Genomic DNA, 21,149 nt, shown 5'->3' with positions numbered 1-21,149 from the left:
GCGTCGACGGTGAGTTGGACCAAGTCGACCGGTGCGGTTTCGAGCGCACGTCCGTCGTCCAGACGGGCGAGCAACAGCTGCTCGGCTCCGAGGTGATGGGCTCGGCCCGGGCGTACGGCGTCGGCGGCGCGCACCGGCACACCCCCGAGATCGCGCAGAACCTGAAGGCCGCCACGGGATCCGGCGCCGACGTGAGCGTGTCGTTCACCCCGGTGCTGGCCCCGCTGCCGCGCGGCATCCTGGCCACCTGCACCGCCCCCACCACCGTGGACGCCGCCACCGCCCGCGCCGTCTACGAGAAGGCCTACGCCGACGAGCCTTTCGTGCACCTGCTGCCGGAAGGCGTACTGCCGCAGACCGGTTCGGTGCTCGGCTCCAATGCCGTCACGCTTCAGGTCACCGTGGACACCGACGCCGGGCTGCTGGTGGTCATCGGCGCGATCGACAACCTGACCAAGGGCACCGCGGGCGCCGCGGTGCAATCGATGAATCTGGCTCTCGGAATCGACGAGACCGCAGGACTTTCCACCGTAGGAGTGGCACCGTGACGATCGACAACGGCAAGCTGGTGCGGACCCAGGGCGTCACCGCACCGCTGGGCTTCCGGGCCACGGGCATCGCCGCCGGCATCAAGCAGAGCGGCAAGCCGGACCTGGCGCTGGTGTTCAACGAGGGCCCGGAGTACGCGGCCGCCGGCGTGTTCACCCGCAACAAGGTCAAGGCCGCGCCGGTGCTGTGGTCGCAGCAGGTGCTGACCGGCGGCCGGCTGCGCGCGGTCATCCTGAATTCCGGTGGCGCCAACGCGTGCACCGGCCCGGGCGGCTTCCAGGACACCCACGCCACCGCCGAGGAACTGGCAAAGGCGTTGAGCAACTGGGGAACCGAGACCGGCGCGGGTGAGATCGCGGTCTGCTCCACCGGTTTGATCGGCGACCGGCTGCCCATGGACAAGCTCATCCCGGCCGTCACCGAGATCGTGCACGAGATGGGCGGCGGCCTGTCCGGCGGCGCCGAGGCCGCACGGGCCATCATGACCACCGACACCGTGCCGAAGGAAACCGCCTTCCACCACCAGGACAAGTGGAACGTGGGCGGCATGGCCAAGGGCGCGGGCATGCTCGCGCCATCGCTGGCCACCATGCTCGTGGTGCTCACCACCGATGTGGTCGCCACCCCGCAGCAGTTGGACGAGGCGCTGCGCAATGCCACGAAGTACACCTTCGACCGGCTCGACGTGGACGGCTCCTGCTCCACCAACGACACCGTGCTGCTGCTGGCCAACGGCGCCTCGGGCGTCACCCCGAGCCAGGCGGATCTGAACGCGGCCGTGCTCGCGGTCTGCGACGACCTGGCCGAGCAGCTCATGTCCGACGCCGAGGGCGTCACCAAGCGCGTGCACATCACCGTGCAGGGCGCGGTCAGCGAAGAGGAAGCGCTCATCGGTGCGCGGGCGCTGGCCCGCGACAGCCTGGTCAAGACCGCGTTCTTCGGCTCCGACCCGAACTGGGGCCGGGTGCTGGCATCCATCGGCATCGCGCCCATCGAGCTGGATCCGAACCGGGTCTCGGTGTCGTTCAACGGATCTCCGGTGTGCGTCGACGGCGCGGGCGCGCCGGGCGCCCGCGAAGTCGACCTGTCCGGCCCCGACATCCAGGTCCTGGTGGAGCTGGGTCTGGGCGACGGCGCGGCCACCGTCCGCACCACCGACCTCTCGCACGGCTACGTCGAAGAGAACTCGGCCTACAGCTCATGAGCGATGTGGTGAAACAGCTTTCGGCCCTCGACAAGGCGCACATCCTCGCCGACGCGCTGCCGTGGCTGCAGAAGTTCCGCGACAAGATCGTGGTCGTGAAGTACGGCGGCAACGCCATGATCGACGACGAGCTCAAGCGGGCCTTCGCGGCCGATATGGCGTTCCTGCGCACCGTCGGCGTGCACCCGGTGGTGGTGCACGGCGGCGGCCCGCAGATCAGCGCCATGCTGAAGAAGCTCGGCATGACGGGCGAATTCCGCGGCGGCTTCCGCGTCACCACGCCCGAGGTCATGGACGTCGTGCGCATGGTGCTGTTCGGGCAGGTCGGCCGGGAACTGGTGGGGCTCATCAATGCCCACGGCCCGTACGCGGTCGGCATCTCCGGCGAGGACGCCCGGCTGTTCACCGCCACCCGCCGCACCGTGCAGGTCGACGGTGCGGCCACCGATATCGGCCTGGTCGGCGACGTCACCGAGGTGAATCCCGACGCCGTGCTGGATCTCATTGCGGCGGGCCGTATTCCGGTGGTCTCCACCATCGCCCCGGACGCCGACGGCGTGGTGCACAACATCAATGCCGACACCGCGGCGGCCGCGCTGGCCCAGGGCATCGGCGCGGAGAAGCTGGTCATCCTCACCGATGTCGAGGGCCTGTACACGAATTGGCCCGACCGGTCCTCGCTGACCAGCCGCATCGACACCGACGAGCTGGCCAAGTTGCTGCCGTCGCTGGATGAGGGCATGGTGCCCAAGATGGAAGCCTGCCTGCGCGCCGTGGAGGGCGGCGTCCCGACCGCGCACGTCATCGACGGGCGCGTCGCCCACTCGGTCCTGCTGGAACTGTTCACCGGGGAAGGCATCGGCACGATGGTCACCCCCGCACAGGAGATCTCATGAGCGAGCGTAGCGAGCGGAAAATGAACACAGCCACGAGTGTGCTCGTGCTGGAGCCGAGCGCTAGCGAGGTGGAAGCATGAGCACAGCCGACATCCAGCAGCGGTGGAACACCGCGCTGATGAACAACTACGGCACCCCCAAGGTGGCACTGGTGCGCGGCGCCGGCGCGGTCGTCTACGACGCCGACGGCAAGCGCTACCTCGACTTCCTGGGCGGCATCGCGGTCAACAGCCTCGGCCACGCGCACCCGGCCATCCTGTCCGCGGTCACCCAGCAGCTCGGCACCCTGGGCCACGTCTCGAATCTGTATGCCAGCGAACCGGTCATCGAGCTGGCCGAACGGCTGCTCGCGCACTTCGGCGACGGGCAGGGCAAGGCGTTCTTCTGCAACTCCGGCACCGAGGCCAACGAGGCCGCCTTCAAGATGGCGCGGCTCACCGGGCGCCGGAAGATCATCGCCTGCGAGGAGGCCTTCCACGGCCGCACCATGGGCGCGCTCGCACTGACCGGCCAGCCCTCGAAGCGGGAACCGTTCGAGCCCATGCCGCCCGGCGTCGTCCACGTGCCCTACGGCGACGCGCTGGCGCTGGCCGCCGCCGTCGACAAGGACACCGCCGCGGTGTTCCTGGAACCCATCATGGGGGAGAGCGGCGTCGTGGTGCCCCCGGCCGACTACCTGGCCAAGGCCCGCGCCATCACCAAGGAGCAAGGCGCGCTGCTGATCCTGGACGAGGTGCAGACCGGCATCGGCCGCACCGGCGCGTTCTACGCGCACCAGGCCGCGGGCATCGTGCCCGATGTCATCACCCTGGCCAAGGGCCTGGGCGGCGGCCTGCCCATCGGCGCCGTGCTGGCCCAGGGCCCGGCCGCGGAGCTGCTGCAGCCGGGCATGCACGGCACCACCTTCGGCGGCAATCCGGTGTGCGCGGCGGCGGCGCTGGCCGTGCTGCGGACCATCGACGAAGACGGCCTGCTCTCGCATGTGGAGACGGTGGGCAAGATCCTCGTCGATGGGATCGAGAACCTCGGCCACCCGCTGGTCGACCACGTGCGGGGTGCCGGTCTGCTCATCGGCATCCAGCTGACCGCCGATGCCTCCACGGACGTGGAGCTGGCCGCCCGGGAGGCCGGGTACCTGCTGAATCCGGCCAAGCCCAACGTGATTCGCCTCGCTCCGCCCCTGGTGCTCACCGAGACCCAGGCGGAGAACTTCCTGTCCGACCTGCCCGGCATCCTCGATGCCGCCCAGGCCCAGAAGGAGACCAAGTGACCATCCGGCATTTCCTGCGTGACGACGACGTCACCCCCGCCGAGCAGGCCGAGATTCTCGCGCTGGCAGCGGAACTGAAGTCCGCGCCGCAGTCGCGGCGGCCGCTGGAGGGCCCGCGCGGCGTTGCGGTCATGTTCGAGAAGAACTCCACCCGCACCCGGTTCTCCTTCGAGATGGGCATCGCCCAGCTCGGCGGGCACGCCGTCGTGGTCGACGGTCGCGACACCCAGCTGGGACGCGAGGAGACCCTCGCCGACACCGGCCGTGTGCTGTCTCGGTATGTGGACGCCATCGTCTGGCGCACCTTCGAACAGGCACGCCTGGACGAGATGGCCGGCGCCGCAACGGTTCCCGTCGTCAATGCGCTGTCCAACGAGTTCCACCCCTGCCAGGTGCTCGCGGATCTGCAGACGCTGAAGGAGCACAAGGGCTCCGACCTGAGCGGCCGCAACCTCACCTACCTCGGCGACGGCGCGAACAATATGGCGCACTCGCTCATGCTCGGCGGTGTCACCGCGGGTATGAACGTGACCATCGCCGCCCCCGAGGGTTTCGAGCCGTTCGGCTGGATCGTCGACGCCGCCCAGAAGCGCGCTGCCGAGACCGGCTCGACCATCACCATCACCCACGACCCGCAGGCCGCGGCCGAGGGCGCGGACGCGCTGGTCACCGACGCCTGGACCTCCATGGGCCAGGAGAACGACGGCCGCGACCGGGTCGCCCCCTTCCGTCCGTTCCAGGTCAATGCCGGGCTGCTGGCCCGCGCGGCCGCGGATGTGACCGTGCTGCACTGCCTTCCGGCGCACCGCGGTGAGGAGATCACCGACGAGGTCATCGACGGCCCGCACAGCGCGGTCTGGGACGAGGCCGAGAACCGCCTGCACGCGCAGAAGGCGCTGCTGGTGTGGCTGCTGGAGCGCTACCAGCGAGGCGAGAGGTGAGCAGCGGCGAACGTCGCACGGCCGCACCGGTGTCGAGCAAGTCGGGTGCGGCCATCGCCCGCACCCGCGCCGGCCGGCAGGCCCGCATCGTCGCCATCCTCTCCCAGCACGAGGTCCGCAGCCAGTCGGAACTGGCCGTGCTGCTCTCGTCCGAGGGCATCGAGACCACCCAGGCGACACTGTCCCGCGATCTCGACGAACTCGGCGCGGTCAAGCTGCGCGCGGCCGACGGCGGCGCGGGCGTGTACGTGGTGCCCGAGGATGGCAGCCCCGTCCGCGGCGTCATCGGCGGCACCGAACGCCTCTCGAAACTGCTCGGCGATCTGCTGGTCTCCACCGATGCCAGCGGCAATATCGCAGTCCTGCGCACGCCGCCGGGCGCCGCGCACTTCCTGGCCAGCGCCCTCGACCGCGCCGCCCTGCCCGAGGTGGTCGGCACCATCGCGGGCGACGACACCATCGCCGTTATCGCCCGCGAGCCCATGACCGGCGCGGAACTGGCCGCCAAGATCGAACAGCTGGCCTGAATCGGACTGTGCCGCAGGATAATTGCGGTAGTGGGGTCCGAGTGCGGGCGTACGCTCGGTAGGAAGGACATCCCCGAGCAAGGAACGCACATGTGCGAAGGCTATGGACTGATCGGATCCTTCGAAGCCGGGACGCGGGAGCGGCCTCACGTTCCCGAGGTGGTCCGGCCCAGCCTGCGCCGGACCGACGACGGGGTCTGGGTGGTCATGGCCCGCAAGGTGGCCCGGCGCATCGACGGGGATCGGTTCATTCCGGCGACCGGCGGCGCGCCCTACCCGCGTGACGCGATCGCCGAGTGCCGGCGCGGCCGGAGTCACGCAGTGCCGGACGAGGACTGCAGCTGCGGTTTCCACGCCGTATCCGAAGCCGCACCGGAACCCTACGGCGGCCGCTTCACCGTCCTCGAGGTCGCGCTCTCCGGGCGGATCCTGGCCTCGCACTGGATTCGCGGCGGCCTGCTCTTCCGCGCCGAACGCCAGACCGTGATCACCTGGTCGGATATCACTGTGCCGCAACCGGTCCGGCTGCCGGACCGACTTCCGCAGCCGCCCATCCCGCCCCTGGAGCCGGGCGGCCGCACCGCCCGCCTGCGCCCACCCGACCCGCGCGGCCTGGATCGCGCCGGATTGCGCCTGCCGGTGCGTGAGCCCCAGGTCGTGCGCCTCGCCGACGATGCGGGCTACTGCGTGCGCGATGCTCACCAGGGAAAGCCTCGCGGACAGAGAAATCGGTGGCAGCATCACGAGGATGCCGCCACCGACGGGGTGCTGATGTCAATCGAGATCAGTTGAACGGGTACTGGCCGGGCGGAACCGCGCCGCCCTGGCCCTGTGCGCCGGAGGAGATGAGATCCTGGACGAGCTGCAGCGCCGCTCCTCCGATGGACAGGATGTCGCGGCCGAGGGTGCCTACTATCTGAGCGAGTGTCGAGAGCATGGCGGAATCCTTCGGTTGACCCGGAAGTGTCGACTTCCAGCGTGGCACAGCGGCGTCCGCCGTGATCGTGAATCGCATCGAAGGGTGGGTTTCGGGCATTTGCCGGATTCGGTGCCGACTGGTCGCTCTGAGGGGCGATCGGTTCCTCTCACTCCGGCTTGTGCGCGACCGCGAACACGCGACGGAACGGCAACCAGGTGACACCGTCCGGCTGCTGCAGATAGGCCGAGCGCAGCAGTGGCGCGAGCTCGGCCCGGAAGTCCTGCCACGCGGCATCGTCGAGCGCGTCGCGGACCGGACGCAGCGCGGTTCCGGTCACCCATTCCAGTACCGGATCATCTCCGGTCAGCGGCTGCAGATAGGTGGTCTCCCAGGCATCGACCCGGCATCCGGACGCGGTCAGCACCCCGGCGTATCCGGCGGGATCGGGCACCGCCTGCCGATCCAGAATCCCCGCCGCCCCCAGTCGCTCCCGCCACCGCGGCGACGACGCGAGCTCCCGGATCGCGAGATGTGAAGGCGCATCGAAGTTCCCGGGCACCTGAATCGCCAGCCAGGCGCCGGTGGGCAGGGCTGCCACCCAATCCGGCAGCAGCGCAAGATGATCCGGTACCCACTGCAGTACCGCATTGGTCACCACCACGTCGGTGTCCGGTGCGGGCCGCCAGTCGCGGACATCGGCGACAGTTGCGTCGATGCCGTGTTCCCTTGCCGCGGCGACCATTTCGGGCGAGGAGTCGAACGCCTCGAGGGCCGCCTCCGGCCACCTGGTCGCGAGTGCCGCGGTGAGATTGCCCGGGCCGCAGCCGACATCGGCCACCCGCCGGGGTTTGTCCGCGCCGACCCGCCCGACCAGGTCGAAGAACGGCCGCGCGCGCAGGTCGTCGAAGGCGAGGTACTTGTCCGGATCCCACATGGGCCCTCCGTATGAACGTCGAATTTCCCAAACCGTACGTTCGTACTTTATTCCTCGCCGGGTTCCGGTGCAAGGATGTGACGGTCATCGGCGCCCAATCCACGCAGGCGAGGGCCCCGGTTATGAATGGGATTGCATCGTCATGCATAATCATTTGCAGGACGACGGAGCGCGCCAGAGGGACCGGGACGGGACCGCGGGGCAGCACACCGGTCGAGGGCCTATACGAACAATCGAGGAGCACACGGACTATGACCAAGCGCGTCGTACTCGCCTACTCCGGCGGGCTGGACACCTCAGTCGCCATCAGCTGGATCGGTAAGGAGACCGGCGCGGAGGTCGTCGCCGTCGCCATCGACCTCGGCCAGGGTGGCGAGGACATGAACGACGTGCGCCAGCGCGCGCTGGACTGCGGCGCCGTCGAGTCCATCGTCGTGGACGCCCGCGACGAGTTCGCCAACGAGTACTGCCTGCCGACCATCCAGGCCAACGCCCTCTACATGGGCCGCTACCCGCTGGTCTCGGCCATCTCCCGGCCGCTGATCGTCAAGCACCTGGTCGAGGCCGCCGAGTACCACGGCGCCGACACCGTCTCGCACGGCTGCACCGGCAAGGGCAACGACCAGGTCCGCTTCGAGGTCGGCATCGGCGCGCTCGCGCCCGACCTGAAGGTCATCGCCCCGGTCCGCGACTACGCCTGGACCCGTGAGAAGGCCATCGAGTTCGCCGGCGAGAACAAGCTGCCGATCAACGTGTCCAAGAAGTCGCCGTTCTCCATCGACCAGAACCTGTGGGGCCGCGCGGTCGAGACCGGCTTCCTCGAGGACCTGTGGAACGCCCCGACCAAGGACGTCTACGACTACACCGTCGACCCGACCGTCAACTTCGAGGCGCCCGACGAGCTCATCGTCACCTTCGACAAGGGCATCCCGGTCGCCATCGACGGCCGCCCGGTCACCATGCTCGAGGCCATCACCGAGCTGAACAAGCGGGCCGGCCGCCAGGGCGTGGGCCGCCTCGACATGGTCGAGGACCGGCTCGTCGGCATCAAGAGCCGCGAGATCTACGAGGCCCCAGGCGCCATCGCGCTCATCACCGCGCACCAGGAGATGGAAGCGGTCACGATCGAGCGCGAGCTGGGCCGCTACAAGCGGCAGGTCGAGCAGCGCTGGGGCGAGCTGGTGTACGACGGCCTGTGGTACTCGCCGCTGAAGCGCGCGCTGGACGCCTTCGTCGCCGAGACCCAGCAGCATGTGTCCGGTGATGTCCGGATGGTCCTGCACGGCGGCAGCGTCGTGGTCAACGGCCGTCGCTCCGACGAGTCGCTCTACGACTTCAACCTCGCCACCTACGACGAGGGCGACACCTTCGACCAGTCGCTGGCCAAGGGCTTCGTCCAGATCCACGGCCTGTCCTCCAAGGTCGCGGCGCGGCGGGACCTCAACAGCAAGTAGTAGCCTGCGACCGGAGCTGAATTCATTCAAGCGCCGGCCGAAGGAGACGCGCCCATGCGAACCGATGACGACAGTTGGGACATCACGGAGAGCGTGGGCGCGACCGCCATCGGCGTGTCGGCCATTCGCGCCTACGAGACCAGCCGCGAGGACGCCCTGTTCCACGACCCGTACGCGGCGAAGCTGGTGGCCGCGGTCGGGTCCGAGGGCTGGAACGCCATGATGTCCGGGGCGCTGAGCCGCCAGAGCGTCAGCGACGGCGACTACCAGGCCTGGTCGTTGGGCAATGTCCTGGTGGCCCGCACCGTCTACTTCGACGAGTATTTCGCCGCGGCCGTGCGGGCCGGGATCCGGCAGATCGTGATCCTGGCCGCCGGCCTGGACGCGCGGGCCTACCGGCTCGAATGGCCCTCGGACACCCGGATTTTCGAGCTCGATCAGCCGAAGGTGCTGGCGTTCAAGGCCCGGGCGCTCGCCGATGACGAGCCGGTGGCCGATCGCCGTGAGGTGCCGGTCGATCTGCGGCAGGACTGGCCGAAAGCCCTGCTGGACAAGGGGTTCGAACCGGATCATCCGACCGCCTGGCTGGCCGAGGGGCTGCTGCGCTACCTGCCCGGGCACGCCCAGACTCAACTGCTCGAGCGCGTGGTGGAACTCAGCGCGCCGGGCAGCCGGATGGCGATCAACCTCGGCACCGGGTCCGGTGATCTGGCCGACGAGTTCCGGGAGCGGCGGCGCAAGGTGATGGCGGATGCCGGGCTGAAGCTGGACCTGGAAGATCTGTTCTACCCGTGGGAGGGCCGCGAGGACCCCCGCAGCTGGTTCGCCATGCACCGCTGGCTGGTCACCGAGGGCGACCCGATCGCCCTGCTCGAGGACCGCGGGCGGGCCGTTCCCGAGGCGGTCCGGGCCGCTATGACCCAACACATTCTGATGACCGCGACGAAACCGCGAGGAGACGACACGCTATGACCCAGGGCGGCAGCACCAATGAAGGCGCGCTGTGGGGTGGACGCTTCGCGTCCGGCCCGGCCGCGGCGATGGCGGCGCTGAGCAAGTCGACCCACTTCGACTGGGCGCTCGCGCCGTACGACATTCGCGCCTCCAAGGCTCACGCGCGCGTGCTGCACAAGGCCGGGCTGCTGTCGGAGACCGACCTGGCGGGCATGCTCGCGGGCCTGGATCAGCTTGCGGCGGATGTGGAATCGGGCGCCTTCGGCCCCCTCGAATCCGATGAGGACGTGCACGGCGCGCTGGAGCGCGGGCTCATCGACCGGGTCGGCACCGAGCTGGGTGGCCGCCTGCGCGCGGGCCGCTCCCGCAACGACCAGGTGGCCACGCTGTTCCGCATGTGGCTGCGGGATGCGGTGCGGCGCATCGCCTCCGGCGTACTGGATGTGGTGGACGCCCTGGTCGAGCAGGCCGCCGCGCACCCGGACGCGGTGATGCCGGGCAAGACCCACCTGCAGGCCGCCCAGCCGGTGCTGCTGGCCCACCACCTGCTCGCGCACGCCCACCCGCTGCTGCGCGACATCGACCGGATCCGCGACTTCGACAAGCGGGCCGCGGTGTCGCCGTACGGTTCCGGCGCGCTGGCGGGCTCCTCGCTGGGCCTGGATCCGGAAGCCATTGCCGCCGAGCTGAACTTCGACTCTTCCGCCGCGAACTCCATCGACGCCACCTCCTCGCGTGACTTCGCCGCCGAGGCCGCGTTCGTGCTGGCCATGATCGCCGTCGACCTGAGCCGCATGGCCGAAGAGGTGATCATCTGGAGCACACCGGAATTCGGTTACATCACCCTGGCCGACGCCTGGTCCACCGGCTCCTCGATCATGCCGCAGAAGAAGAACCCGGACGTCTCCGAGCTCACCCGGGGCAAGGCGGGCCGCCTCATCGGCAATGTCACCGGCCTGCTCGCGACCCTGAAGGCTCAGCCGCTGGCCTACAACCGCGACCTGCAGGAGGACAAGGAGCCGGTCTTCGACTCGGTCGCCCAGCTCGAACTGCTGCTGCCCGCCATCGCGGGCCTGGTCTCCACCCTGACCTTCCACACCGACCGCATGGCCGAGCTCGCCCCCGCCGGCTTCACTCTCGCCACCGATATCGCCGAATGGCTTGTCCGCCAGGGTGTTCCGTTCCGCGTCGCGCACGAGGCCGCGGGTGGGTGCGTGCGCGCCGCCGAGTCCCGCGGCGTCGGCCTGGACGAGCTCACCGACGCGGAGTTCGCCGCCGTCGACCCGGCCCTGACCCCCGGTGTCCGTGAGGTCCTCACCGTCGAAGGCTCCATCGCCTCCCGCAATGCCCGTGGCGGCACGGCCGGCACCCAGGTCGCCAAGCAGCTCGAGGAGGTGCGCGGCACCGCCGCCACCCAGCGCGCCTGGCTCAGCTGACACCCGAAACGGCAACGGCCCGTTGGATTTCCGACCTGGAAACCCAACGGGCCGCTTTCGTCATCCGCGTCGATAGTTCATGTGCTTCGCGGCGGGCACCGCGGCACGACCGGCGTCGTGCACCTTGCCGTTCGCGGTGGTCTGCTGCTTCTTGTCGCCCTTCCCGCGCCGTTCGCGCCGCGACAACGGGCGTTCGGCGGGGTCCTCGGCAAGGATTTCGGACAGCGGAAAGCGCTCGGGCATGAGTCCTCCTATGGGTATGCGTGACCGACGGACCGGGTTCGATCGCCGGTCGGAATCGGGAATGCCACAGGCACGGTCAATTCGGCAGACCGCCGGGCGTCACAAACGAATCGTGCTCAGGAGAACAGCTGCAGCCACATGCGGAGCACTGTAACCGGGCCTGGGCATTCAACGCATCCCATTTATTGCTCGAAGTCCAAGGTCGCCCGCTCCAGGAGTTTCACCAGCTCGGTGCGGACGACCTCGTCGGGTTCCGCGACGGCGGCCGCACCGACCCACTCGCGGACATCGGCGGGCAGATCCGGCCCGAACACCTCCGCGAGCTTGCGGATGGCCACGCTGCGCAATCGCACGGTGCGGCCGCGAATCCCGGCCCGCAGCAAGGGCACTCCCACGTCGCCCGATCTGCGGTCCAGACGAGCGAGTACAACCTCGAGGATGTGGTCTTCGGGTTGCCACAGGGAGCGGCTCTGGTTTCGTGAGAGCGGTCCGCTCGCCATCTCGTCCAGCGGCAACTGCTCCTGTGTCAGCCTGGCGAGTTCGGCGACCTCGTGGTCGGGTGTCCGCTTGGCGACCCATTGCCAGGCGTAAACGCTGAGTACACCCGTGCGGAGGTGTGCCAGTGCATGCGGGTAGGCGTCGAAGCCTACGGCCTCGGAGCATTGCAGGGCCTGGTTCAAGGCGAAATCGTCTGCGGGGTCGAGGAGTTCGGCCACGACCAGTTCACGCCAGTCGGGACGCTCGAGCAGTGCCGAGTACCGGTCGATGACGGCGGATGTTCGAGTGGGCTCCCAGTCCGTTTTCGGAGCAGCACGTTTCAGCTGCTGGGGGAACGATCCGGCCGCGCAGACGATACGGAGGGTCGGGGGCGCTTCGTGGAGCAGTTCGGCGAATCGAGCCAGCACGGGTAGCGCATCAGGGTAATGACGGATGTCCTGCGCTGGTCCGCCCCACCCGGTGAGAGCCGCGAGGAGATCGGCTGTGCTGTCCAGCAGTTCGGCGTCGACATCGGGTGCGAGTAGTGCGGTGTGGAGATCCCCGGTGGTGGCCGCGAGATGTGCGAGGTATTCGTTCAGTATGCGATTGCGGAACCCCGTGCGTAGCAGCCAATTCTTGATCTCCGGGTCCTGGGTCCCCGCCAGGCGTTCCACGGCATGGATCCGTCCCCAGCCATCCACGCGCTGGGCCAGCTCGTAAACCGCCGTATCGCGGTTTTGCTGGGAATTGGCCAGTGCGACAGCCGCATACAGTGTGAGGTCCTCCAAACTGCCCAGGAGCAGGAGCAGTTCACGGTCGCGGTGATCACCCGCAACGCCCAGCATGACGATGCCGAGCGCGACGGCATTGCGGCGGGTGCCATTCTCCAGAAGTCGGCGGGCCAGCGATCGCAGGTCCGCGGCGGGTACTTCCCGCGTCCGCAGTTCCCGGGCGAGATCATCGGCCACATCGAGGGCTCGGTATTCGGCGAGCCGATCATGGAGCACCGCTAGGGTATTCGTGTTTGAAAGCGCGGCGACCTCAGTGATCAGGTCGGCAAGGGCTGTGGCGGGCGGCGATTCGGAGTCCATAGCGACGTGATGGGTCCGGACGCCGTCCAGGACAGTCGAATTGAGGAATGTTCGCTCGCCAGGATCATCATCAGGGAGCGGATTGCCGCCGCGTGGCCATGGGTCTGCACCGTGGATGGCTGCGAGGCTGAGGGCGTGAGCAAGAAAAGTGGTCCGGCTGTCCGTGTTCTCGGAAGTCGGCCACTGGCCGGGGATCACCGGCAGGGGCGCTTGGCGCCCTTTCCATCGAAGAAGATCACAGTAAGACGATAGAGCCAAAAGATCGAAGAGACAAAAGATAAAAGATGCCTGGAGGAAGGAGGGAGGGTGGCCGAGCTTGCGAGGCCCCCTCACCTACCAGCCCCATTACGGCTCGGCCGTTCATCGTCTTTATGTAGTTGTCAAAGAACCATTAGCTGGGGAAATCCTTGGCGGTCTCGAGTTGTCGGTAAAGGGATGCGTGCAGTCGGTGGGCTGGGAGGTGAGGTGTGGCTCTCGGTTGGGCGTCAGCTCCAGTGCGGCAGGGCGGCGACGCAACTACACCTCCCCGTCCCCGCGCACACAGGGTGGGACGCTGGCAGCCCTGGGGCTCACGCCACCCGTGAACCCCACTCCCGGCAACTGGATTCGATCCTGGCGGCCAGCCGCTCCGCCACGTGATGACGCTCGTTGACCTGTGGGGTTTGGGTGGGGTCGATGTGCCTGGGTGCGATCCATCCGCACCGGCCGGGGTGTGGTGAATCCTGGCCCATCACAATCGTTTTCCATCCGTCCCGGCTGTTGTTGACGAGCGCGTGGCAGTGATCGCATGCCAACGCCAAGTTGTCCAGGTCGGTGGGTCCGCCGACGGCCCAGTCGGTGACGTGGTGGGCGGCACACATGCTCGCTGGTGCATCGCAGCCCGGGCGGGTGCAGCCCTTGTCCCGGGCTATGAGGGCGAGGCGCTGACCGGAGGTCGCGAGGCGCTCGCAGCGGCCCAGGTAGAGCGGAATCTCGTTGGCGTCCAGCACTGCGAGCACCGGGCGGGTGCCCTGAGCCATCTCGAGGGCCTCGTGGATGCTTACGTGGCCGCCGGTGCTGGTGGTCGCCACACCCGCGCCGCGCTCCACATCGGCCAGACTCATTGTCAGCACCGGCTGTACGCGCATGCCTCGGTGGGAGCCGAGTTCGGCGGCGCTGATGCCGAGCTTGACGGTGTTGACGGCGAGTTCGGTGGGGGAGATGCCGGGCGTGGCGGTATTGGCGCCAGACTCGGCCGCGCCGGCATGGGGCTTGGTGGCGTTGATGCCAGCCTTGCCGATGTTGATGTCCGGCTGCAGCAGCGCGTGCAGCGCGTCGTGGGTGCGCTGCGCGGCATCGCGACGGTCGCGGCGTGCGGCGGCTTCGAGGACCTTGGAATCGATTCGAGCTGTGGCGGTGAGGATTTCGGTGTCGTCGATGTTGCACATGCCGGGCCGTGCGAGCTTGGCGAGGATCGCGTCCAGCGACGCGCGCAGTCCGGGGGTGAGCCAGCCTTCGATCTTCGACATGCCGTCCACGCCGGGGCGGCCGATCACGATGCCGCGACGGCGACGCCGGTCGGCATCGGAGATCACGGTCCCGTTGGGGTCGAGGCGGGTGAGGATTTCGCGGCCGATCTTGGGCAGGTCATCGGGGGAGCCGGTGTGGCAGAACGTAACCAGCAGTTCCTCGGCCTCGACCCGTGCTTGTGTGGGGATATCGGAGGGCAGGTGCGTCATGATCTCGACGATGCCGCGTACGTGGTCGCGGGAGATGTTCGCGGTCTCGAAGGCTTTGGCGGTCGCGGCCAGAGTCGCTGTGCGCAATTGCCCGGTGCTGTCGAAGAACTCTCCGCATGCACCGGCGATCTTCACCCGCACCGAGGCGTCGTAGCGGGACAACCCGAGGGTTTCGCGCAGGAACGGCACCAGATCCTTGTCCCCATTCTTCCGCGGCAGCGAACGGTCGGAGGCTTCGATGATCAATCGCGAATCCAGTGCGGACAGTTGCCGTTTGCAGGTTTCCAGCTTGCGCATCAATTCCACGACATCACCGTCCGTGAAATGATCCAGGTTGCCGTGGAGGATCGAATTCGACAAGGTCTCGACCGCGGTCGCCAACTCGGCGATGCCGCAGGTGTCGAGTGTTGTCCCCTTCGAATCCATGTGCTAATTCTACCGCCATCAACAATGCCTGGAAACCCGAAATGTCCAGTATGGCAAGGTAATTCAGCAACATTCCGGGCGAATGCAGAGTGTAATTCTTTCCAATCCTATTGCTTGCCAACGGATCAACCTGCCCGCGTTGCCTGACGCGGCACTACCGGGTCGATGACCGATGGTGTAACCCGCCACCACGGGTAGCGGGTTACACCATCGGCCTTCCCGGAGGCGGCACTAGCTCAGGGACCGCTTCAGGAGGTCGGTGATGCGGGATTCGGTCTCGGGGGTCATGGCCTTCAGTGCATAGTTGACGGCCCACAGGTCGCCCTCGTCGAGGTTGGCGATGTCGTTGAAGCCGAGGACGGCGTAGCGGGTCTTGAACTTGGCGGCGGTCTGGAAGAAGCAGACGATCTTGCCGTCGCGCATGTAGGAGGGCATGCCGTACCAGGTCTTGCAGGTGAGTTCGGGGGCGACGGATTTGATGAGGGCGTGGAGGCGTTCGGCGATCTCGCGGTCGGTGCCGGTCATTTCGGCGATCTTGGCCAGGACGTCCTGTTCGCCGTCGGCCTTGGCGGAGCGGGAGCTGCGGCGGGCGGCGGTCTTCAGTTCCGCGGCATGGGCTTTCATGGCGGCGCGCTCTTCGGTGCTGAAGCCGACGGTGGTCTTCTTGGTGGCGTTCTCGATGGCCATGGCTGGATTCCTTTGCGGGAGTGGGGGAGAGGGCTGGGTGGGGTTGCGGTCAGCGGTCCTGGATGAGGCCCAGGACATTGCCGTCGGCATCGGTGAGGGTGGCGACCAGGCGGCCGCCGCCCACCTCGCGTGCGGGTTGTTGGACGGTCGCGCCGGCGGCGGTGAGCTCGGCGACCTTGGCCTCGATATCGCCGACGTGCCAGTAGGAGACGGGGGCGGCCGGGCTCTGCGGGCTGCCCGCGGGGACCAGGCCGATGTGCTGGCCCTCGGACTCGAAACCGATGTAGTAGGGGGAGTCGGTCTGGGGCTCGATGCCCAGCAGCGCGGTGTAGACGGTCTTGGCGGCGGCGAGGTCGGAGACGGGGTGCAGCACGGTCCTGATGCCCAGCGTGGTCATGATTTCTCCTGGTGAGTGGGGGTCCGAAGCGACCCTGTGGTCCGGTTGGCTCCTGCGAACCCGGTGTGCATTCAGCTTCGCTTCCGGGGCCCCTCGGTCACATCCGTGGTGACCACGGAATCCACCACGGAGAGCCACACCGAACCCATCGGTACCGTCTTCCGGCGACCGATGCGGCAGACTGAATTCATGGCTGTGACGTCGGAAGTATCCACTCGCGAGGCGGAAGTGCTGACCCTGGTGGGCGAGCACCTCAGTAATGCCGAGATCGGTGCGCGACTGTTCATCTCGGTGCGCACGGTGGAGAGCCACGTGTCCTCGCTGCTGCGGAAACTGGACATGCCCGACCGGCGGGCCCTGGCCCTGCACGCCGCCGCGACCCGCGCCGCCGGCCCGCGACCCGCGCCGGCGCTGCCGAAACCGTTGACCTCGTTCATCGGTCGCACCCGGGAGCGGGCCGAGCTCACGGAACTGATCAAGACGCAGCGGCAGGTGACCGCGGTCGGACCCGGCGGCGTCGGCAAGACCCGGCTCGCCCTGGCGGTGGTGGCGGATGTGGCCGCCGACTTCGCCGACGGCGTGTGGTTCGTCGACCTGGTGCCGATCACCAGCCCGGACATGTGTGTGGTCGCGGGCACCGTCGCCATGGCGCTCGGCATCGGTGAGCAGCCCGGTCGCGGCTTCGACCGCGCCGTACTGGCCGCGCTCGCCGACCGGAACGCACTGCTGGTGCTGGACAATTGCGAACACGTGCGGGACGGCGTCGCCCCCTTCGTGGAGCAGTTGCTGGCGGCGTGCCCGGGGATGAGCGTGCTGGCCACCAGCCGCGCCCGGCTGATGGTGCCGTTCGAGCGCGTGTACACCGTCCCGCCGATGTCGCTTGCCGGGGACGGTGATTCGGACGCGGTCGCCCTGTTCATGGACCGCGCGGCGGCGGGCGGCTGGCCGCCCAACCACGCCATGCGCGACCAGGTCGCGACCTTCTGCGAACGCCTCGACGGCGTGGCGCTGGCCATCGAGCTGGCGGCCGCCCGCTGGACCACGCTCGGATTGGACGGTCTCGCAGCGGGTTTGGGCGATCAGCTGCGCATGCTCTCCGGCGGCGCCCGCGCCGACGACCGGCACCGATCGGTCCGCGCGGCCCTCGACTGGAGCCACGCCCTGCTCGAGTCCGAGGACCGGATGCTGCTGCGGCGGGTCTCGGTGTTCATGACCTCGTTCCCGGTCGAGGCCGCGGCCGACGCGGCAGGTCTCGACAAGGGCGCGGTGGCAGCCGGATTGGCGCGACTGGTCGAACAGAGCCTGCTCGTGGTGACCGATACGCCGACCGGTACCCAATTCCGCGCGCTGGAGACCATCCGGCAGTACGGGCTCGAACAGCTCGAGGCGGCCGGCGAGGTGACCGACGCCCGCGCCGGGCATCTGCGCTGGTGCCTGGCCGAGGCGGGCGACCTCTCGGTGGTGCGCACCGGCTGGCGGGCCCGATTCGATGCCGCCGCAGACGATTTCCGCGCCGCACTCGGCTGGGCCTGCGAACAACCCGACCGCCGAAGTGATGCCCACGGGCTGGCGCGGCTACTGGCTCCCCTGATGTTCACCCGGCACCTCACCGGCGAATCCCAATGGCGCTACGAGCAGGCCGCCTACCTCGCCGACGACCCGGCCGCCGCCGCGGAATTGCTGCGGCACGCCGCGGCCGCAGCCGGTTGCCAGGGGAACGGTGACGACATGTACCGCCTGCACCACGCTGCCGCCGAATTCGCTCAGCGCGCAGGGGATTCCGCGGGCGCATCCATCGACCTGGCGACCGCGGCGGCCTCCGCCTACCGATTCTGGGGCAGGTTCGAGCGCATCCCGGCCCGCGAAGATCTGGTCGCACTCATCGCCGAGGCGCGCCGCCTCGCCGCAGCACCAACTTCCGCCGCTCCGGCCGATATCGCGTCGGCCGTTGCGGCGGGGGCAGATACCGTGCAGGATTCCGCTGCGCTGGCCGATATCGCTCGGTCCGGGGCTGTCACGATTGATCCGGCGCGGGCGGAGGCTGCTCGGGCTGCCATCGCACTGGCCGAGGCCGTCGTTCTCGCCAACCCCTTCGGTGCGCCACAGGGCGTTACCGATGTTCCTGCGCCGGAGGTGATTTCGAGTGCGGAGCGAGCCGTCGAGCTCACGCACGGCACCCGTGACCCGTTCGCCGAATCCGCTGCCCTCGATGCTCTCGCCGCCGCTCAGAGCCGCGCTGGGGAATTGCGCGCCGCGGCGGCCACCGCACGGCGGCGCATCCGCCTGCTCTCGACCACGCCGGACAACCCGGTCGGCACCCACGAACTGGTCGGCGCTCTCGGCCAGGCCACCGAATTCGGTCTCGGGGCAGGCGATCTGGCCGGAGCGCGCCGCTGGGGACGGCAGCTTGCCGAGCATCCGATGCTGGCCGAGGTCGGACACACTGCCACCAGCCGCCTGCTGGTGGCGGATGCGTTGGCGGGCAATGTCGATGACGTCCTCGCCCACAGCGCGCGCTTCCTCGAGGCCTGGCATCGCGAGGAGCGCCCGGCCCGCTCGGCGCTCGGCGCGGCCGTGGCCGGGGTGCGCATGATCCACGGCCTGCGCGACGACTACGACGCCGAACGCGAATGGACCCGCGTACTCCAGCAACTCGGCACCCCGGCCACGGATGCCGATGGCTACCAGGCCGTTTTCGACGCACTGCTGATGCTGCACCACGGCCAGCCGGAGGACGCGCTGGAACGCACCGAACTGACCCCGGCCGAGGCGCGCACCCGGGTGACCGGCGCATGGCTGCCGTGGTACCTGGCCCTGCACGCCGAAGCCGCCGCCATGACCGGGAACACCTCCGCATCAGACGATCTCGCACAGGCACGCACCGAGGTCACCGGAAACCCGGTGGCCACGGCCATCATCGACCGGGCCGAAGCCCTATTGGCCAAGGACCGGGACCGATTGCTCTCCACCGCAACCACGTTCGATGCCGCAGGCTGCATTTACCAGTCGGCCCGGACCCGTATCCTGGCCGGCGGTGCGGACGCCATCGAGGGCGCCGCCATGCTCACGACCCTGGGCCTGTCCCGGATGACAGCACTCGTGCACCTCTAACAGTTCAGCAGCGAGTATTCTGCTTCGCCGCCCCGGATGACGACGGGACCTGGCACTACGCCCGCTCCTGGCCCCGCTTCGGATCGGTGTCGAGCGCGGGTGACCAGGGCGTCGGAGCGGGCGCGACCCAGCGCCGATCACCTCGGCCACCGGCCGCAGCCGGATCCCGTAGCGGGCGAACGGCATTCTCGCCATGGCCTCCGGCTCGCCGACACGCACCACCACCCGGCCGCCGGGACGCAGCACCCGTCGCAGCTCGGCGCATGCGCGCTCCATGTCGCCCAGGCACTCCGGAAGCGGGGTGAAGGGTGGTTACTGTGCGGATATGACTTTGTTGTTGCTGGCGTTGGCTATTGCGTGTGAGGTGACGGCGACTGTTTCGCTGAAGATCTCGGAGGGGTTCAGCAGGCTGGTGCCTTCGATCATCGTGGTGATCGGGTACGGGGCGGCGTTTTATTTTCTGTCGCAGGCTTTGAAGCGGGGGATGGCCATCGGGGTGGCGTATGGGATCTGGTCGGCGGTGGGCGTGGTGGCGGTGGCGACCATCGGGGCGTTGTTCCTGGACGAGGGGATCACGGCGGTGCAGATCGGCGGGATCGTGCTGGTGATCGCGGGGGTGCTGGCGCTGGAACTCGGTGGGGCGCAATGACTATGGCGGCTTCCGTGGTCGTCAATCCTGCACGCGCACCAGGTATCCGGCGTCCGCGAGGGCGGTGAGCATCTCGTCGCGGTGGGCGGGGCCGCGGGTTTCGAGGGTGAGCAGCACCTCGACCTCGTCGATGGCGAGCCAGGCGCCGGTGCGGGAGTGGACCACGTCCAGGACGCTGGCGCCGGTGCGGCCGAGCTCGGCGAGCAGGCGGGACAGGCTGCCGGGACGGTCCGAGATGGTGACGCGGGCGGCGAGGTAGCGGCCGGCGGCGCTGAGGCCGTGGCCGATCACGCGGGTCAGCAGCAGCGGGTCGATATTGCCGCCGGAGAGGATGGCGCAGACGGGGCCCTCCAGTGCGAGTTCGGCTGGGCTGCAGGCCATCAGCGCCGCGACGCCCGCCGCGCCCGCGGGCTCGACGATCAGCTTGGCCCGCTCCATGCACAGCAGTAGCGCCTTGGACAGCGCGTCCTCGTCGACGGTGACGATGGTGGGCGCGCTGGCCACGATGTGCTCGAACGGCACCTCACCGGGCCGGCCCACCGCGATACCGTCGGCCATGGTGGACATCTGTTCCAGCGCCACCGGCTTCCCGGCCGCGAGCGAGGCGGGCCAGGCGGCGGCCTCGGCGGCCTGCACACCGATCACCCGGACCTGCGGCTTCAGCCGCTGCACCGCCGCGGCCACCCCGGCGAGCAGGCCGCCGCCGCCCGTCGGCACCAGCACCGTGCCGACATCCGGGAGCTGGTCGAGGATTTCGAGCCCGACCGTCGCCTGCCCGGCCACGATATCGATGTGATCGAACGGGTGCACCAGCGTCGCCCCGGAGCGTTCCGCGAAATCCCGCGCGGCGGCGAGGGATTGGTCGATGGTGTCGCCCACCTGGTGCACGGTCGCGCCGTAGGCCCTGGTGGCCACCAGTTTCGGCAGCGCCGCACCCACCGGCATGAATACCGTGGCGTCGATCCCGAGCGAGGTCGCCGCCCACGCCACCCCCTGCGCGTGATTGCCCGCGCTGGCCGCCACCACCCCGCGTGCCCGCTCGGCCGCGGTCAGATTGGCGATCCGGTTGTAGGCGCCGCGCGGCTTGAACGATCCCGTGCGCTGTAGGTTCTCGCACTTCAGCCAGACCTCGTGCCCCGTGCGCTCCGACAGCACCCGCGAGGCCACCACGGGAGTCCGCCGGATCACCGGTGTCAGCAGGGTCGCCGCCGCTTCGATCCGCGCCATGAGCTCCATGCGGGCCATGTTGCCAGGTATTCACGCGTC

20 protein-coding genes are annotated in these 21,149 nt (G+C 68.9%); 12 read left to right on the top strand and 8 right to left on the bottom strand.

Annotated features, from left to right (window positions below):
• The 7 genes from ACFXN1_RS33445 to ACFXN1_RS33415 all read left to right on the top strand — a co-directional run.
• Window positions 1-548: Asd/ArgC dimerization domain-containing protein (locus tag ACFXN1_RS33445; protein WP_379463750.1), on the top strand; the 548-nt coding region annotated here is incomplete at its 5' end.
• Window positions 545-1,753: a bifunctional glutamate N-acetyltransferase/amino-acid acetyltransferase ArgJ gene (gene argJ / locus ACFXN1_RS33440; RefSeq protein WP_379443438.1), complete on the top strand. Its 1,209-nt coding sequence runs from the start codon at window positions 545-547 to the stop codon at window positions 1,751-1,753. The genes ACFXN1_RS33445 and argJ, both read left to right, overlap by 4 nt.
• On the top strand, window positions 1,750-2,649 hold the full coding sequence (gene argB, locus ACFXN1_RS33435) for an acetylglutamate kinase (RefSeq protein WP_379443440.1): 900 nt from the start codon (window positions 1,750-1,752) through the stop codon (window positions 2,647-2,649). The genes argJ and argB overlap by 4 nt, the downstream gene beginning before the upstream one ends.
• Before the next feature lie 76 nt (window positions 2,650-2,725).
• A complete protein-coding gene (locus tag ACFXN1_RS33430; RefSeq protein WP_379443441.1) occupies window positions 2,726-3,919 on the top strand; it encodes an acetylornithine transaminase in 1,194 nt (397 codons plus the stop codon).
• Window positions 3,916-4,860, top strand: coding sequence for an ornithine carbamoyltransferase (argF, locus tag ACFXN1_RS33425; RefSeq protein WP_379443442.1), 945 nt, complete (start codon window positions 3,916-3,918; stop codon window positions 4,858-4,860). The genes ACFXN1_RS33430 and argF overlap by 4 nt, the downstream gene beginning before the upstream one ends.
• Before the next feature lie 29 nt (window positions 4,861-4,889).
• A complete protein-coding gene (locus ACFXN1_RS33420) occupies window positions 4,890-5,387 on the top strand; it encodes an arginine repressor (protein WP_379402760.1) in 498 nt (165 codons plus the stop codon).
• 90 nt (window positions 5,388-5,477) lie between these two features.
• Window positions 5,478-6,179, top strand: a complete 702-nt coding sequence (locus ACFXN1_RS33415) for a hypothetical protein (RefSeq protein ID WP_379443444.1) — start codon at window positions 5,478-5,480, stop codon at window positions 6,177-6,179.
• On the opposite strand, the gene ACFXN1_RS33410 is transcribed toward ACFXN1_RS33415, so the two are convergent.
• A complete protein-coding gene (locus ACFXN1_RS33410) occupies window positions 6,172-6,324 on the bottom strand; it encodes a hypothetical protein (RefSeq protein WP_379443445.1) in 153 nt (50 codons plus the stop codon). The genes ACFXN1_RS33415 and ACFXN1_RS33410 overlap by 8 nt on opposite strands.
• 148 nt (window positions 6,325-6,472) lie before the next feature.
• Complete coding sequence (locus ACFXN1_RS33405) at window positions 6,473-7,240, bottom strand: trans-aconitate 2-methyltransferase (protein ID WP_379443447.1); 768 nt, start codon at window positions 7,238-7,240, stop codon at window positions 6,473-6,475.
• A gap of 251 nt (window positions 7,241-7,491) precedes the next feature.
• On the opposite strand from ACFXN1_RS33405, the gene ACFXN1_RS33400 reads away from it, so the two are divergent.
• Genes ACFXN1_RS33400 through argH form a run of 3 tightly spaced genes read left to right on the top strand, consistent with a single transcriptional unit; the run spans window position 7,492 to window position 11,084 of the window.
• Complete coding sequence (locus ACFXN1_RS33400) at window positions 7,492-8,694, top strand: argininosuccinate synthase (RefSeq protein ID WP_040856946.1); 1,203 nt, start codon at window positions 7,492-7,494, stop codon at window positions 8,692-8,694.
• Window positions 8,695-8,748: 54 nt separating this feature from the next.
• The gene (locus ACFXN1_RS33395; RefSeq protein WP_379443448.1) at window positions 8,749-9,666 is read left to right on the top strand and encodes an SAM-dependent methyltransferase; all 918 of its coding nucleotides are present in this window, start codon (window positions 8,749-8,751) and stop codon (window positions 9,664-9,666) included.
• Window positions 9,663-11,084, top strand: a complete 1,422-nt coding sequence (gene argH, locus ACFXN1_RS33390) for an argininosuccinate lyase (protein WP_364619327.1) — start codon at window positions 9,663-9,665, stop codon at window positions 11,082-11,084. The genes ACFXN1_RS33395 and argH overlap by 4 nt, the downstream gene beginning before the upstream one ends.
• 60 nt (window positions 11,085-11,144) lie before the next feature.
• Here the strand turns inward: argH and ACFXN1_RS33385 are convergent, their stop codons facing one another.
• The 5 genes from ACFXN1_RS33385 to ACFXN1_RS33365 all read right to left on the bottom strand — a co-directional run bounded on the left by ACFXN1_RS33385 (window position 11,145) and on the right by ACFXN1_RS33365 (window position 16,123).
• The gene (locus ACFXN1_RS33385) at window positions 11,145-11,327 is read right to left on the bottom strand and encodes a hypothetical protein (RefSeq protein ID WP_379443449.1); all 183 of its coding nucleotides are present in this window, start codon (window positions 11,325-11,327) and stop codon (window positions 11,145-11,147) included.
• A 182-nt stretch (window positions 11,328-11,509) separates the two neighbouring features.
• Window positions 11,510-12,811 carry a hypothetical protein gene (locus ACFXN1_RS33380; protein WP_379443451.1) on the bottom strand — a complete coding sequence of 434 codons (1,302 nt, stop codon included), beginning with the start codon at window positions 12,809-12,811 and terminating at the stop codon, window positions 11,510-11,512.
• A 653-nt stretch (window positions 12,812-13,464) separates the two neighbouring features.
• Window positions 13,465-15,039, bottom strand: coding sequence for a DUF222 domain-containing protein (locus ACFXN1_RS33375; RefSeq protein WP_379443452.1), 1,575 nt, complete (start codon window positions 15,037-15,039; stop codon window positions 13,465-13,467).
• Between the two features lie 231 nt (window positions 15,040-15,270).
• The gene (locus tag ACFXN1_RS33370) at window positions 15,271-15,726 is read right to left on the bottom strand and encodes an iron chaperone (RefSeq protein WP_379443453.1); all 456 of its coding nucleotides are present in this window, start codon (window positions 15,724-15,726) and stop codon (window positions 15,271-15,273) included.
• A gap of 49 nt (window positions 15,727-15,775) precedes the next feature.
• Window positions 15,776-16,123 carry a VOC family protein gene (locus ACFXN1_RS33365; protein WP_379389439.1) on the bottom strand — a complete coding sequence of 116 codons (348 nt, stop codon included), beginning with the start codon at window positions 16,121-16,123 and terminating at the stop codon, window positions 15,776-15,778.
• A gap of 189 nt (window positions 16,124-16,312) precedes the next feature.
• On the opposite strand from ACFXN1_RS33365, the gene ACFXN1_RS33360 reads away from it, so the two are divergent.
• Together ACFXN1_RS33360 and ACFXN1_RS33355 are read left to right on the top strand one after the other, a co-directional pair.
• A complete protein-coding gene (locus ACFXN1_RS33360; RefSeq protein ID WP_379463749.1) occupies window positions 16,313-19,234 on the top strand; it encodes an ATP-binding protein in 2,922 nt (973 codons plus the stop codon).
• Between the two features lie 325 nt (window positions 19,235-19,559).
• Window positions 19,560-19,883: a DMT family transporter gene (locus tag ACFXN1_RS33355; protein WP_379441846.1), complete on the top strand. Its 324-nt coding sequence runs from the start codon at window positions 19,560-19,562 to the stop codon at window positions 19,881-19,883.
• Between the two features lie 21 nt (window positions 19,884-19,904).
• Here ACFXN1_RS33355 and ilvA read toward each other — a convergent pair whose 3' ends face one another.
• Entirely contained in the window at window positions 19,905-21,119 is a 1,215-nt protein-coding gene (gene ilvA / locus ACFXN1_RS33350; protein WP_379441844.1) for a threonine ammonia-lyase, read from the bottom strand.
• Window positions 21,120-21,149: the final 30 nt, after the last annotated feature.

This window comes from Nocardia sp. NPDC059154 (genome assembly GCF_042755705.1).
Classification (GTDB): domain Bacteria; phylum Actinomycetota; class Actinomycetes; order Mycobacteriales; family Mycobacteriaceae; genus Nocardia.
This window is presented reverse-complemented; position numbering and strand designations above follow the sequence as displayed.